Source organism: Acidimicrobiales bacterium (genome assembly GCA_036491125.1).
Taxonomy (GTDB): domain Bacteria; phylum Actinomycetota; class Acidimicrobiia; order Acidimicrobiales; family AC-9; genus AC-9.
Genome location: DASXCO010000096.1, coordinates 1 through 12,570, shown reverse-complemented (window position 1 = coordinate 12,570; position 12,570 = coordinate 1). Strand labels below are relative to the sequence as shown.

The 12,570-nt window shown below is 70.2% G+C and carries 16 protein-coding genes; 6 read left to right on the top strand and 10 right to left on the bottom strand.

The window, feature by feature from the left end:
* The first annotated feature begins 146 nt into the window (after window positions 1–146).
* Window positions 147–980, top strand: a complete 834-nt coding sequence (locus VGF64_08480; protein ID HEY1634779.1) for a DegV family protein — start codon at window positions 147–149, stop codon at window positions 978–980.
* Window positions 981–991: 11 nt separating this feature from the next.
* Here VGF64_08480 and VGF64_08475 read toward each other — a convergent pair whose 3' ends face one another.
* From VGF64_08475 to VGF64_08465, 3 genes are all read right to left on the bottom strand, one after another.
* Complete coding sequence (locus tag VGF64_08475) at window positions 992–1,465, bottom strand: DUF2017 family protein (GenBank protein HEY1634778.1); 474 nt, start codon at window positions 1,463–1,465, stop codon at window positions 992–994.
* 7 nt (window positions 1,466–1,472) lie between these two features.
* Complete coding sequence (clpS, locus tag VGF64_08470; GenBank protein ID HEY1634777.1) at window positions 1,473–1,832, bottom strand: ATP-dependent Clp protease adapter ClpS; 360 nt, start codon at window positions 1,830–1,832, stop codon at window positions 1,473–1,475.
* A 70-nt stretch (window positions 1,833–1,902) separates the two neighbouring features.
* Window positions 1,903–2,886: a COX15/CtaA family protein gene (locus tag VGF64_08465; GenBank protein HEY1634776.1), complete on the bottom strand. Its 984-nt coding sequence runs from the start codon at window positions 2,884–2,886 to the stop codon at window positions 1,903–1,905.
* Between the two features lie 120 nt (window positions 2,887–3,006).
* Here VGF64_08465 and VGF64_08460 point away from each other — a divergent pair, with 120 nt between their 5' ends.
* Both VGF64_08460 and VGF64_08455 read left to right on the top strand, forming a co-directional pair.
* Window positions 3,007–3,900, top strand: a complete 894-nt coding sequence (locus tag VGF64_08460; GenBank protein ID HEY1634775.1) for a heme o synthase — start codon at window positions 3,007–3,009, stop codon at window positions 3,898–3,900.
* 74 nt (window positions 3,901–3,974) lie between these two features.
* Window positions 3,975–4,493, top strand: a complete 519-nt coding sequence (locus tag VGF64_08455; GenBank protein ID HEY1634774.1) for a TlpA disulfide reductase family protein — start codon at window positions 3,975–3,977, stop codon at window positions 4,491–4,493.
* 7 nt (window positions 4,494–4,500) lie between these two features.
* Here VGF64_08455 and VGF64_08450 read toward each other — a convergent pair whose 3' ends face one another.
* Entirely contained in the window at window positions 4,501–5,223 is a 723-nt protein-coding gene (locus VGF64_08450; protein HEY1634773.1) for an ABC transporter permease, read from the bottom strand.
* On the bottom strand, window positions 5,223–6,143 hold the full coding sequence (locus tag VGF64_08445; protein HEY1634772.1) for an ABC transporter ATP-binding protein: 921 nt from the start codon (window positions 6,141–6,143) through the stop codon (window positions 5,223–5,225). The genes VGF64_08450 and VGF64_08445 overlap by 1 nt, the downstream gene beginning before the upstream one ends.
* A gap of 29 nt (window positions 6,144–6,172) precedes the next feature.
* On the opposite strand from VGF64_08445, the gene serS reads away from it, so the two are divergent.
* Window positions 6,173–7,495: a serine--tRNA ligase gene (gene serS / locus VGF64_08440; protein HEY1634771.1), complete on the top strand. Its 1,323-nt coding sequence runs from the start codon at window positions 6,173–6,175 to the stop codon at window positions 7,493–7,495.
* On the opposite strand, the gene VGF64_08435 is transcribed toward serS, so the two are convergent.
* From VGF64_08435 to pstB, 5 genes are read right to left on the bottom strand one after another with little or no spacing between them, the layout of a single operon-like run.
* Window positions 7,492–7,926, bottom strand: a complete 435-nt coding sequence (locus VGF64_08435) for a Fur family transcriptional regulator (GenBank protein HEY1634770.1) — start codon at window positions 7,924–7,926, stop codon at window positions 7,492–7,494. The two genes, serS and VGF64_08435, sit on opposite strands and share 4 nt — an antisense overlap.
* A 24-nt stretch (window positions 7,927–7,950) precedes the next feature.
* Window positions 7,951–8,634, bottom strand: a complete 684-nt coding sequence (phoU, locus tag VGF64_08430; GenBank protein HEY1634769.1) for a phosphate signaling complex protein PhoU — start codon at window positions 8,632–8,634, stop codon at window positions 7,951–7,953.
* Between the two features lie 21 nt (window positions 8,635–8,655).
* Window positions 8,656–9,369: a response regulator transcription factor gene (locus tag VGF64_08425; GenBank protein HEY1634768.1), complete on the bottom strand. Its 714-nt coding sequence runs from the start codon at window positions 9,367–9,369 to the stop codon at window positions 8,656–8,658.
* Complete coding sequence (locus VGF64_08420; protein ID HEY1634767.1) at window positions 9,366–10,607, bottom strand: ATP-binding protein; 1,242 nt, start codon at window positions 10,605–10,607, stop codon at window positions 9,366–9,368. The genes VGF64_08425 and VGF64_08420 overlap by 4 nt, the downstream gene beginning before the upstream one ends.
* Window positions 10,604–11,380, bottom strand: coding sequence for a phosphate ABC transporter ATP-binding protein PstB (gene pstB, locus VGF64_08415; protein HEY1634766.1), 777 nt, complete (start codon window positions 11,378–11,380; stop codon window positions 10,604–10,606). The genes VGF64_08420 and pstB overlap by 4 nt, the downstream gene beginning before the upstream one ends.
* Window positions 11,381–11,822: 442 nt before the next feature.
* On the opposite strand from pstB, the gene VGF64_08410 reads away from it, so the two are divergent.
* Together VGF64_08410 and VGF64_08405 are read left to right on the top strand one after the other, a co-directional pair.
* Window positions 11,823–12,116 (top strand): DUF6112 family protein, encoded by a 294-nt coding sequence (locus tag VGF64_08410; protein ID HEY1634765.1) that lies wholly within the window; start codon window positions 11,823–11,825, stop codon window positions 12,114–12,116.
* Window positions 12,116–12,570, top strand: a 455-nt coding sequence (locus VGF64_08405) for a hypothetical protein (GenBank protein HEY1634764.1), incomplete at its 3' end; no start/stop codon positions are given. The genes VGF64_08410 and VGF64_08405, both read left to right, overlap by 1 nt.

Genomic DNA, 12,570 nt, shown 5'->3' with positions numbered 1-12,570 from the left:
GCCGTCCTGTGGTGGCGGACGGGATGGCCCAACCTGTGGGGTCCCCGGCCGACCGCTGCCCTGCCGCTGGCCGCCGGGGCCAGCAGCGCCGTCATCCTGTACCGGTTCGCCACCGCGCCCGCCGTCGCGCCGAAGGGGGAGCGAGATTGATCGGGCTGTGCACCGATTCCAACGCCCAGCTGCCGGCCGAGCTGGTGGAGCGCTATGGGGTGGAGGTCGTACCTCTGACGGTGACTCTCGATGGTCACGACTTCCTGGAGGGGGTGGACCTGGACGCGGACGGGTTCTACGCCCGCTTCGAGCAGGGCGTGACGCAGGTGGCGACCGCGGCTCCCTCGCCCGGTAGGTTCCTGCTCGCCTACGAGGCGCTGGTGGCTCGCGGTGCCACCGAGATCATCTCGATCCACATCGGCTCGACTGTGTCGAGCACACTCGATGCCGCACTGGTGGCTTCCAGGGGCGCCGGCGTCCCGGTGCGGCTCGTCGACAGCGGTTCGGCGTCCTTCGCCATCGGATGCTGTGTCTGGGAGGCTGCCGAGGCGCTGGCCAAGGGCGCCGACGCCGAGGCGGCGGCGTTGGTGGCCGAGGCGGTGGCGGCGCGTACAGGGAACGTGTTCGTGGTCGGGGCCCTGGAGCTGGCCCGCAGCGGGGGACGGCTGAGGGAGTCTCCGTCCGGCGGCGTCACCGCCATCCCGGTGCTCACGCTGGCCGAGGGGCGGATGGTGCCGGTGGGCGAGGTCGCCACCATGGAGGACGCGGCACGGGTCATGGCCACGAGCGTCCTCGGCGCCGGCACCGACTTGCGCGTCGGCCTGGGGATCGCCGACGCCGGGGCGGCCCCCTTGTGGCACGCGCTGGAAGAGCCACTGGTGGACGCCCCGGAGGTGCTGGAGGTCGTCCGCTACCGGATCGGCCCCAGCGTGGGCGCCCACACGGGTCCCGGCTCGGCAGGGGCGATCTACTACCCGTCGACCGTCTGAGGACCTCGGTCCTAGAGCGACGTCGACAGCGCCTCGACCACCTGCTCCTCGAGCCAGCTGAGGTAGGCGTACAGGGCGAGCCCGGGGGCCCGGGGATCGCTCGGGCTCACGGGCTCCTGGCCTTCGTCCACCTCGAGGTTGGTGCCCAGCACGAGGCGCACCTCGTTGAGCGCCGCCAGCCAGCTGACGACCTGCTCCTCCTCGAGGCGGTCGGCGTCGATGGTCTCCTCCATGACGATCAGGGCCTGGCGATGGTGCTCGAGGAGCTCGTCGTGCATCAGGCTCTGGTACTCGGCCTCGGCCTTGTCCTCGTCGCGGTACGCCGGCGGAAAGAGACGGCGCACGCTCGGGTCGGCGGGATCCGACGAGTCGATCAGGTCCCGCACCTGCCCGGGCAGTGACCGCAGCAGATCCCGTTCCGCCTTCGACAGTCGCAGCTGGTAGTTGCCGGCCTTGGTGCGTCGAAGGCGCCGGCCGAGCTTCACTCCGACCTCACTGATCGTGCTCCATCGTCGCCCACAGCCCGTGCTCGTGGAGACGGAACACGTCCAGCTCGGCGCGTTCGCGCGAGCCGCTCGAGACGATCGCCCGGCCCTTCTGGTGCACGTCCAGCATCAGCTTGGTGGCCTTGGCCTTGCTGTAGCCGAACAGCTTCTGGAGGACGAAGGTGACATAGGACATGAGGTTGATCGGGTCGTTCCATACGATGACGATCCACGGCCGGTCGGGCTTGACGCTCTCGTCCTCGACGGGCTGCTCGACCTCGGCCGGAAGCGTGTCCGGCACCGCGGTGGCCACGCCGGCGGCGCCAGCGGTGCCGGCTGCGCCCGCCCCTCTCGCCGCTCTCGCCATGCCCAAATTCTGCCCTCTCGGCGGGCGACAGGGAATCCCCAGACGCGGCTGACCGACGCGAGACGGCTGGTCAGGCCCCTGCCAGGACGTCCTGGGCGAGGTCCCCCGGGACGACCTGCTCGTCGAGCGGGCGCCCCTCCGGGGCCGGGTGCACGAAGAGCCCGAGGTTGTAGCGGAGCACGGCGATCCACAACACGGTGGCCCCAGCCAGGTGCACGGCGACCAGGGCGGCGGGCACCCGGGTGAAGTACTGGGTGTAGCCGATGGCGGCCTGGGCGGCGATCACCCCGAGGACGATCCTCGCCCGGCGCTGGACATCCGCCGGGGCGTGGGCGTGGTGAAGGGCGAACAGGCTGGCGATGGTGAGGCCCACCAGCACCATGACGACGCTGGAGTGGAGCTCGGCGACACCCTGGAAGTGGAATGGCAGGCGCTTGGCGTGTATGTCGCCGCTGTGGGGACCGCTTCCTGTCACCGCAGTTCCCAGGATCACCACGACGCCCACCGTGGCCAGGACGAGGCGCCCCAGCCTGACCAGGTCGCGGCTGACGACGGGCCGGGCCGGCGTGTCGGGTCGACCAGCCCGGTAGTGGAGCACCACGGCATCGGCCAGCACGGCGAAGGAGAGCACGAAGTGCCCCATCACCCACGGAGGGTCCAGCTTGTACAGCACCGTGAGGCCGCCCAGCACGATCTGGGCGAGGACCCCGGCGACGAGCCCGCTCGACAGCCACACCAGGTCGCGTCGCCTTGGCCGGCGCACCAGGGCGCCGAGCACCGCAGCCACCACGGCGGCCGTGACGGCCACAGTGATGACCCGGTTGGTGAACTCGATCATCGGGTGGAGGCTCCACGCCGCCACGATGCGGTGGCCGGTGCAGGTCGGCCAGTCGGGGCAACCCAGTCCGGAGCCCGTCAGGCGGACGGCGCCCCCGGTCACGACGATGAGCGACAGCGCGATCACCGCGGCCAGGGTGACGCGGCGATAGGCGCCAGGCGTGAGGCGCCAGCGAGCGTCAGCGAGGGTGCGGAGGGTGCGGAGGGTGCCCGACACTGGCCGCGATGCTAGGGCTGCGTCCCCCGACCGAACACATCGGGACGGGGGTGGGCGGCCCCCGGACCGCCGCGGGACCATTTTTGAGCAGACGACGGCGCCGTCGTATTGTCGGCCCCGATGGCGACCGTCGCTCCCGCAGCTCCTCTCGCCCGTCTCCGGGGCTATCTCGCTCTCACCAAGCCGAGGATCATCGAGCTGCTCCTGGTCACGACCGTGCCCACCATGGTCGTGGCGGCGCGGGGGCTGCCGTCGGGCTGGCTCGTCCTGACGACCCTCGTCGGCGGCGCCCTGGCCGCGGGCGGTGCCAACGCCGCCAACATGTACGTCGACCGCGACATCGACCGGGTGATGCGCCGCACTCGGAACCGGCCCCTCGTGACGGGGATCGTGACTCCCCGTGCCGCGCTGGTCTTCGCCGCGGGCCTCGAGTTGGTGGCGTTCGCCGATCTGTGGACGTTCGTCAACCTGCTCAGTGCCGTGCTGGCCCTGAGCGCGACGCTGTTCTACGTCTTCGTCTACAGCATCTGGCTGAAGCGGACCTCGACCCAGAACATCGTCATCGGTGGCGCAGCTGGAGCCGTGCCGACGCTGGTCGGGTGGTCAGCGGTCACCGGTCGCCTCGCGTGGGCGCCCCTGGTGCTCTTCGTGGTGATCTTCGTCTGGACCCCGCCGCACTTCTGGGCGCTCGCCATCCGCTACCGCGACGACTACGCGGCGGCCGAGGTCCCGATGCTCCCGGTGGTCACATCGTTCACCCGGACGGCCCGACAGATCCTCGGCTACACGGTGGCGCTCTGGGTCGTGTCCATCGCCTTCGCGCCGATCGCGGGCATGGGGGCGATCTACCTCGTCGCCGCGGTCGTGCTCGGCGGTGTGTTCGTCGCCTATGCGGTGCGCCTCTTGCGCGAGGGCACAGGGGCGTCGGCCATGCGTCTGTTCGGCTACTCGATCTCCTATGTGACGCTGCTCTTCTCCGCCATGGCCGTGGACGAGCTGGTGCGCCACCGCTGAGCGTGGGGATCGCGGAGGCCGCGGCCGAGCCCGCAGCGGAGCGCGGAGGGGCTCCGAAGCGGGGGCCAGGATGGTTGCGATCCTGGCGGTGGCGGGCGCTCGCCTTTGCCCTGATCGTGTTGGTGGCCGTGGTCGGTGCCATCCTCACCAGCGGTCGAGCTGCGCAACCGGGCGCGGCGCCGGGGTTCTCGGTCGCCCGCCTCGGCCAGGCCGGGTCGTCGGTCAGCCTGAGCGACTTTCGGGGCCGGCCCGTGGTGATGAACTTCTTCGCCGCGTGGTGCCCGCCGTGCCGGGACGAGCTGCCGACGCTCTCCGCGGCCCAGCGACGGGTGGGCGGGAACGTGGCCTTCCTCGGTATCGATGTGTCCGACTCGACACCGGCCGCCCTCGATCTGGTGCGGTCGAGCGGTGTGAGCTATCCCCTCGGGGTCGACCCCGACTACAAGGTGGCTGACAACCTCTACCACCTGCGGGGTCTGCCGTCGACGGTGTTCATCGACGCCAAGGGGAACATCAGCGCCACGGTCCTGGGTCAGCTCAGCCCAAAGGTGCTCAACGAGCGGCTGAAGGCCCTGACCGGGCGTTCCGGCTAGACGCGCCTCATTCCCAGCGGAAGGTCAGCCCCGCCGCCACCGGGGCGGCCACGCCCCAGACCAGCAGGACGAGCCAGGCCTCGAGGGGGACGGCGCCGCCAACTCCCAGGGTGTGGAAGAGCGACTCCGACAGGGCTGCGGCGGGCAGCAGACGGGCGGCGTCCGCCAGCCCGCCCGGAAGCTTCGACAGCGGCACGATCATCCCCCCCAGCAGCAGCAGCACCAGGTACAGCCCGTTGGCCGCGGCGAGGGTGACCTCGGGCCGGAGGGCGCCGGCCATGAGGAGGCCGAGCCCGGCAAAGGCGACGGTGGCTGCGAGGAAGGCGCCGATGCCCGCCAGCACGTCGCCGTGGGGGTCCCAGCCGAGACCCAGGGCGACGGGCACGAGCACCGCCACCTGCACGAGCTCGACCGCCAGGATCGCCGTGATCTTGGCGGCCAGCAGCGCCGGCCGGCCGAGCGGCGTGGTGCCGAGGCGCTTCAGCACGCCGTAGCCCCGCTCGAAACCGGTGGCGATCCCGAGGCTCACCATCGCCGTCGACATCACCCCGAGGGCCAGGATCCCGGGGGCCAGGAACGTGATCGGATCCTTGGTCGTCGTCGGGAGAACGTCCACCAGAGAGAAGAAGACCAGGAGCAGGACGGGGATGCCGAGAGTGAGGAGCACGGCGTCGCCCCGCCGCAGCGTCATCACTATCTCGGCCCGGGTCTGGGCGGCGTAGGCGCGCATCAGCCGCTGCCCTTGGGAGACGGCGCCGTCAGCCGCAGGAAGACATCCTCGAGGCGCTGACGGCCGGCCCGCAGATCGGCCAGCGGCAGGTCGTGGGCGGCCAGCCAGGCGGTGAGGGCGGCGACGGCCGCGGGTGTCGCCTCGGTGTCGACGCGGTACTCGCCCGGCTGGTCCTCGGTGACGATGGCACCAAGCGACGCGCCGAGATCGCCCACCGCCAGACCGGGAGGAGCGCCGAAGCGGATCTCGCGGCTGGCCCCCGCCGTCATGAGCTCGGCCGGGCTTCCGGTGGCCACGACGACGCCGCGGTCGATGATGACGATGCGATCGGCCAGCCGCTCGGCCTCTTCCATCTCGTGGGTGGTGAGGAGGACGGCGGCGCCTCGGTCGCGAAGGTCCGCCACGGCCTGGCGAATGGCCAGCCGGCCGGCCGGGTCGACCCCCGCCGTGGGCTCGTCCAGGAAGGCGGCGCGGGGCCGGCCCACGAGGGCCAGTGCCAGCGAAAGCCGTTGCTGCTCGCCCCCGGACAAGCGTCGCCACGGGCTCCGCTCCACGTCCCGAAGCGCCACCCGTTCGACGAGGGCGTCGGGGTCTTCCGGATCGTTGTAGTAGGCGGCGAACAGCCGCACGGCCTCGCGGGGACTCATCGCCGGGTAGACGCCGCCGCGCTGGAGCATGACCCCGATCTGCGGCGCCAGCTGCCGTCGGTCGGCGATGGGGTCGAGGCCCAGCACCCTGACCGCGCCGGTCGTCGGCCGTCGGTACCCCTCGAGCGTCTCGACCGTCGTGGTCTTGCCGGCGCCGTTGGGCCCGAGGAGGGCGAGCACCTCACCTCTGTTGCAGGTGAGGCTCAGACCGTCGACCGCATTCACCAGGCCGTAGCGCACGACGAGATCTCTCACGTCGATGGCGGCTGGCATCAGGCCAGCACGCTACCGTTCCCCCCACCATGATCGACATTCAGCTCGTGCGCCGCGAGCCGGATCGGGTGCGGGCGGCGCTGGCCCGGCGCGGCGTCGACTCGGACCTCGACCGCCTCCTGGCGTCGGACGCCAGATGGCGGGAGGAGACCGCCCGGCGGGACGAGATCCGCCGGCGCATCAAGGATCTGTCCCGGGAGGTGGGCGAGGCCCGACGGGCGGGAGACACGGCGCGGGCCCAGGATCTGGCGGGCCAGAGCCGATCGCTCGGGCCCGAGGAGCGGGCCGTCGACGCGGAGCTGGCCGCCCTCGACACCGAGCGGCGGCAGCTCCTCCTCGAGATCCCGAACCTTCCCGATCCGGCAGCCCCCGACGGCAGCTCGCCCGCCGACAACGTGGTCGTGCGCTGGTGGTCCCCCGGGGTCGCAGCCGAGGGTCGCTCGGGGCCTCCCGACGCCTTGGAGTATCAGCCCCATCAGCGCGTGCCCCACTGGGAGATCGGTGCCGAGCTCGGCCTGCTGGATCTGGAGCGGGGGTCCAAGCTGTCGGGGTCGATGTTCCCCGTCTACCGGGGCATGGGGGCCAGGCTGCTGCGGGCCATGAGCTCGCTCGCCCTCGATCGCCACGCCGACGCCTTCGAGGAGATCCGTCCTCCGACCCTCGTCCGGACCGAGACCATCGTGTCGACGGGCCATCTGCCCAAGTTCGCCGACGACGCGTATCACATCGAGCGCGACGACCTATGGGCCATCCCGACCTCCGAGGTGCCTCTGGCGTCGTTGCGACGCGGCGAGATCCTCACCGAAGCTGAGCTGCCAGTGCGGATGACTGCTGGGACGTCGTGTTTTCGCCGGGAGGCCGGGGCCGCGGGGCGGGACACCCGTGGCGTCATCCGGGTCCACGAGTTCGACAAGGTCGAGCTCTTCGCGTATACGACGCCCGGTCAGGCGGAGGAGATGTTCGGCGAGATCGTTGGCCGGGCCGAGGGCCTGCTCCAGGAGCTCGGCCTCGCCTACCGCGTCGTCGACCTGTGCGCGGGCGACCTGGGCCAGGCATCGGCGCGGACCTTCGACCTGGAGGTCTACGCGCCGGGCACGGACCAGTGGCTCGAGGTGTCGTCGGTGTCGTGGTGCGGCGACTACCAGGCTCGGCGGGCGAACATCCGCTACCGGCCCGCGGACGGATCGGGGCCGGCTTTCGTGCACACGTTGAACGGCTCAGCCCTTGCGCCGGGTCGCCCATGGGCGGCGCTCGTCGAGACGGGTCGCCAGGAGGACGGATCGATCCGCCTTCCCGAGTGTCTGCGCCCCTACCTCGGGGGAGCCGCCGAGATCCCCGCCCGACGGCCCTAGTCCCGCCCCGCCCTGCAGGCTCGGCAGCGTCCGAGCACGGCGAAGTGGTTCGGCCGGATGGTGAACCCGTAGCGTCGTCGGAGGGTGTCGCTCAGCTCGGCGAAGGTGGCGTCGGGCACCTCGACGACGGCCCCACACACCTCGCACACCAGATGCTGGTGGGGCTCGTCGGCCAGGTGGTAGACGGCGCGGCCGTGGCCGAGGTGCACGTGGTCGACCACACCGATGCGCTCGAGAGCGTCGAGGCTACGGTAGATCGTCGACAGATGGACGTCCGGCTGCGCCTTCTGCACCAGGGCGGCCAGGTCGTCGGCCGTCATGTGCCCCCTCGCCTGCACCAGGGCGGTGACGAGGGCCCGCCTGGCCGAGGTGACCCGCTCTCCGTGCTCGCGGATCATGGCGACGAGCTGGTCGCGTCGGACGGTGTCCACAGTCGATCGCCACGCTAGCGTCGCTCAATCCAGGGACGCGGGCATCGAATCAGCCAGGGGCATCTCTCCGGTCACCATGAAGGTGACCCGCTCCCCGATGGTGACGGCGTGGTCGGCCGTCCGCTCGAAGAAGCGCCCCACCAACGCCATCTGCACGGCCTCCTGCAAGGCTGGTTCGTCGGTCTTGCTGGTGCTCAGGATGGCCCGGAACAGATCCTTCTGGAGATCATCCATGACTCCGTTCATGTCCCCGAGCGCCGCGCCGCGCGTGACGTCGAGATCGGCGAAGGCGTCCATGGCCACCTGGAGCTGCAGCGTCGCCTGCTCACGCATCCGGTCGATGATGCCTCTCACCTTGGGCTCCAGCTCCTGAGGATAGAGGCGACGAGAGGCCCTGGTCGCGTTCACCATGAGGTGGCCGGACAGCTCGAGCTCGTGGATCACCCGCAGGATGCTGACCAGCATGCGCAGGTCGACGGCCAGCGGTTGCTGCTGGGCGAGCAGGTAGAAGACACGCTCCTCGATCTTGTTCCGGAGGGCGTCGATGTCGCGACCTACCCGCAGCACCTGCTCACCAGCGCCCAGGTCCCGTTCGAGCAGCGCGACGGTTGCTCCCTGGATCGACTCGAGGACCATCGCCCCCAGCCGGGTGACGTCGTTGCGTACCTCGTCCAGCTCTTCGTGAAATGCCTTGCGGGTCTCGGTCACAGCTAGCTCGCCTCCCTCGTGTCAGCTCCGCCGCCCGGCCTCGAAGCGGTAGCCGAGGCCGCGGATCGTCGTGATCAGCGTGGGGTTGGACGGGTCCTCCTCGATCTTGGCCCTCAGCCGCTTGATGTGGACGTCGAGGGTCTTGGTATCCCCCACGTAGTGCGGCCCCCAGATCCGGTCGATCAGCGTGTCACGGGTGAGGACCCGACCGGCGTTGGCCAGGAGCAACTCCAGCAGCTCGAACTCCTTGAGCGGCAGGGTGACGTCGCTCGAGCGCACCATCACCTCGTGGCGACCGGGGTCGAGGCGCACCTCTCCGATCTGGAGCACCTCGGGGGTCGCCGCCGTGTCCTCCTCGTCTCGCGGGGCCCGACGCAGAGCCGCCCGCATCCGAGCCACCAGCTCCCGCAGCCGGTAGGGCTTGGACACGTAGTCGTCAGCGCCCACCTCCAGCCCCACCACCGTGTCGAGCTCGGTTCCCTTGGCCGTCACCATGATGATCGGCACCGACGACCGGGCCCGGATGTCCCGGCACACGTCGAGGCCGGACAGCTTGGGCAGCATCACGTCGAGGAGCACGAGGTCGGGCTGGACGGCATCGAACAGCGTCAGCGCCTCGACACCGTCGTGGGCGATCGTGGTGAGGAAGCCCTCTCGGCGGAGGCCGAGCACCAGGGCGTCGACGAAGGAGTCCTCGTCCTCGGCGATGAGCACGTTGGCCTGCGACTCGGTCATCGGACGGGCACCTCCGCGGCGGGTAGGCGCAGGGTGAAGGTCGAGCCCTCGCCCTCGCGGGAGTCCACGTGCACGAGGCCCTGATGGTTGTTGGCCACGTGGCGGACGATCGACAGTCCCAAACCCGTGCCTCCTGTCTGTCGGCTGCGGCCGTGGTCGACCCGGTAGAAGCGCTCGAAGATGCGCTCGAGATCTCGGGAAGGGATCCCGATCCCCTGGTCGCGCACGACGAGCTCCACCCAGCCTCCGTTGGCGTGGCCGAACACCTCGACGCTCGACCCCTCGTCGGAGTACTTGACGGCGTTCTCCAGGAGGCTGTTCAGGGCGGCCACCAGCTGCCGGCGATCCCCCATCAGCGTGACCGGAGGCTCCGGCTCGTCGACGAGGAGCTTGACGTTCCGCTGCTCTGCCGCCGATCGCACCCGCTCGACGGCCTCGGCCATGATCAGGCTGGCGAGCAGCGGCTCCCGCGGAGGGTGCTCCTCGGCTTCGATGCGGCTCAGATCGAGCAGATCCTCGATGATCCGGTTCACCCGGAGGGACTCGAACTGGATCCGCCCAGCGAGGCGCTGGGACACCTCGGGGTCGTGCTCGGCCAGCAACGTCTCGGCCAGCAGGCTGAGGGCCCCCACCGGTGTCTTCAGCTCGTGGCTGACGTTGGCCACGAAATCGCGGCGGACGGCCTCGAGGCGGCGGCGGTCGGACACGTCGTCGAGTACGGCCACGATGCCGAGCGGACGGTTGCCGTTGTCGTTGCCGTTCTCGATCACCTCGCTGCGCATCATGAGGGTGCGCCGGGGTGGGCCATAGAGCTCGAGCGTGCGTTCTGCCGGGGCTCCGCCCCACGACTCGGCGAGGAGATCTTCCACCGCCTGGGCGGCGAGGGCGTCGCCGTGCCTGGTCCCGATGACCTTGGTCGCCCGGGAGTTGCGAAACACGACCTTGCCGTGCTCGTCGCTGATGACCACCCCCTGAGGGATGGAGTCGAGGGCGCGTCGGAGCCGAACGCCGTCCGAGGTGACCGCGCTCGTCGACTGCGCGGCGAAGTCGACCGAATGCTCGAGGCGCGTGAGGGCGCCGTTCAGGCCGACCCCGTTCGGAGACGTGCCACCGAGCCGCGTACCGATGACCAGGAGGCGTTGGCGCAGGCCTCGCCGGCCCACCATCCCGATGAGGAAGCCTGCGGAAATGCCGACGACTCCGGCAACGACGACGATGCCGGCGTCAGCAGCCGTCATCCGAACCGACCGGTGATGTATGCCTCGGTGCGCTCCTCGGACGGACTGGTGAATATCTTCGAGGTGGAGTCGATCTCCACCAGGTAACCCGGCTCTCCCGCCGCGTCGATGGTGAAGAACCCGGTCGCGTCGCTGACCCGCGCCGCCTGCTGCAGGTTGTGGGTCACGATGACGATGGTGTAGGTGTCCTTGAGCTGGACCATGAGCTCTTCGATGATGAGGGTGGAGACCGGGTCGAGGGCGGAGGTGGGCTCGTCCATGAGCAGCACGGCCGGCTCCACGGCTATCGCTCGGGCGATGCACAGCCGCTGCTGCTGGCCGCCGGACATCCCACCGGCGCGATCCCCCAGACGCTTGCGGACCTCGTCCCAGAGGCCCGTCTGGCGCAGGGCGCGCTCGGTCGTGTCGTCGAGCGTCTGCTTTCCGCGGTGGCCGTTCAGCCGAAGGCCGGCGACGACGTTGTCGCGGATGGACATGGTCGGGAAGGGGTTGGGCGATTGGAACACCATGCCGACCGTCCGCCGGACGCCTGTGGCGTCGACACCCGGGGCGTAGATGTCCTCACCGTCCAGCAGCACGTGGCCGGACACCCCGGCGCGGGGGATCACCTCGTGCATCCGGTTCAGCGTTCGGAGGAATGTCGACTTCCCGCAGCCGGACGGGCCCATGAAAGCTGTGATCCGCTTGGCGTCGATGCCGCAGGAGACGTTCCTGATCGCCTGCGTGGACCCGTACCAGGCACTGACGTCTTTCACTTCGATCGATGTCGGCATGGTCCTTCCTGGGCGGTCAAGCGGCAGAGCGGTAGTGAGACCGACTGGAGCGATCACGTGTTGCGCCGTGATGATGATAAGGCGCAGACGGCGATAACGCGCGCTGCGCCCGTGACGCGAGGAGCCCGACGAGGCATCCGCAGGGCCGCCGTCCGGCCTCCCGTGTCGTGCCCGACGACTCCCGTCCGAGACCTACCGACATGCCGCAGCCCAGCCGGCCACCGCTACACCTGTGGGCCGACCTCCTGGGCCGGCTCTGCGGTGGTCCGCAGCCCATGTCGGAAGGGTACGGGTCTCGCCGGTCGGGACCGCGACCCCGAGTTGAACGGACGATGAACGGTCGGCGAAATGCTGGTGGGGGCGCTCCGGTGAGTTTGAAAGAACATGAAATGACACGATAGGGTGCTGCTCGACCGAGGCGAGAGGTGGAGGAGTGACAGCGATGCCGATGTGGTTGACCGCAGTGAGCATGAACCCCGACAGCAGTGCCCTTCCGGGCATCGCTGAGCTGACAACCCTCACCAACGGGCTCGGCGCCTGGGCGCTCGGCCTCGCCCTCGCCGCCCTGCTGGTGGGCGCGGCCCTGTGGGCCCTCGGCGCACACGCGCAGAACTTCCAACAGTCCATGGTGGGACGGCGGGCCGTGCTCATCGCCGGGCTCGCCGCCCTCTTGATCGGGGCCGCTCCCGAGCTGGTGAACTTCTTCTTCAGCGCCGGACAGGCGGTGCACCAGTAGTGATCGTCGCCGCTGGGGGGATCGTCAGCCAGGCGTTCGGCTTCGGCGTCAACGAGGTGCTGGACGGCATAGGCGAGTGGGTCGGGACCGGCGCGGCCGACATGCTGAAGCTGCTCGGCGACGTCCTGAACGCGTCCACCCGGCCCGAGCTCGACCAGCAGTGGTTCCTCCAACACTTCCGGAACATGGCCAGCCTGGCCGCTCTGCTCATCCTGCCGATCCTGCTCGTGTCGATCATGCAGTCCATCGTCCGTCAGGACCTGTCCCTGCTGTTGCGCTCGACCCTGGTCCACCTCCCGTTGGCTCTCCTGCTGACCGCGGTCGTCGTGGAGTTGGTGCAGCTCTCTCTGGCGGCGGTCGATGCCATGTGCACGTACGTGTCGAAGCCGTCGGGAGGCGATGTGCAGGCCGTGGTGAGCAGTGTCAGCGGCTCCCTGGCTCGGACGTCGGCCGC

Coding starts and splice junctions, on each gene's coding strand:
- pstB (HEY1634766.1), bottom strand. CDS start 11,380: ATGCCGACATCGATCGAAGTGAAAGACGTCAGTGCCTGGTACGGGTCC.
- clpS (HEY1634777.1), bottom strand. CDS start 1,832: ATGGCGAGAGCGGCGAGAGGGGCGGGCGCAGCCGGCACCGCTGGCGCC.
- VGF64_08450 (HEY1634773.1), bottom strand. CDS start 5,223: ATGCGCGCCTACGCCGCCCAGACCCGGGCCGAGATAGTGATGACGCTG.
- VGF64_08425 (HEY1634768.1), bottom strand. CDS start 9,369: ATGACCGAGTCGCAGGCCAACGTGCTCATCGCCGAGGACGAGGACTCC.
- VGF64_08445 (HEY1634772.1), bottom strand. CDS start 6,143: ATGCCAGCCGCCATCGACGTGAGAGATCTCGTCGTGCGCTACGGCCTG.
- VGF64_08420 (HEY1634767.1), bottom strand. CDS start 10,607: ATGACGGCTGCTGACGCCGGCATCGTCGTCGTTGCCGGAGTCGTCGGC.
- VGF64_08410 (HEY1634765.1), top strand. CDS start 11,823: ATGCCGATGTGGTTGACCGCAGTGAGCATGAACCCCGACAGCAGTGCC.
- serS (HEY1634771.1), top strand. CDS start 6,173: ATGATCGACATTCAGCTCGTGCGCCGCGAGCCGGATCGGGTGCGGGCG.
- VGF64_08460 (HEY1634775.1), top strand. CDS start 3,007: ATGGCGACCGTCGCTCCCGCAGCTCCTCTCGCCCGTCTCCGGGGCTAT.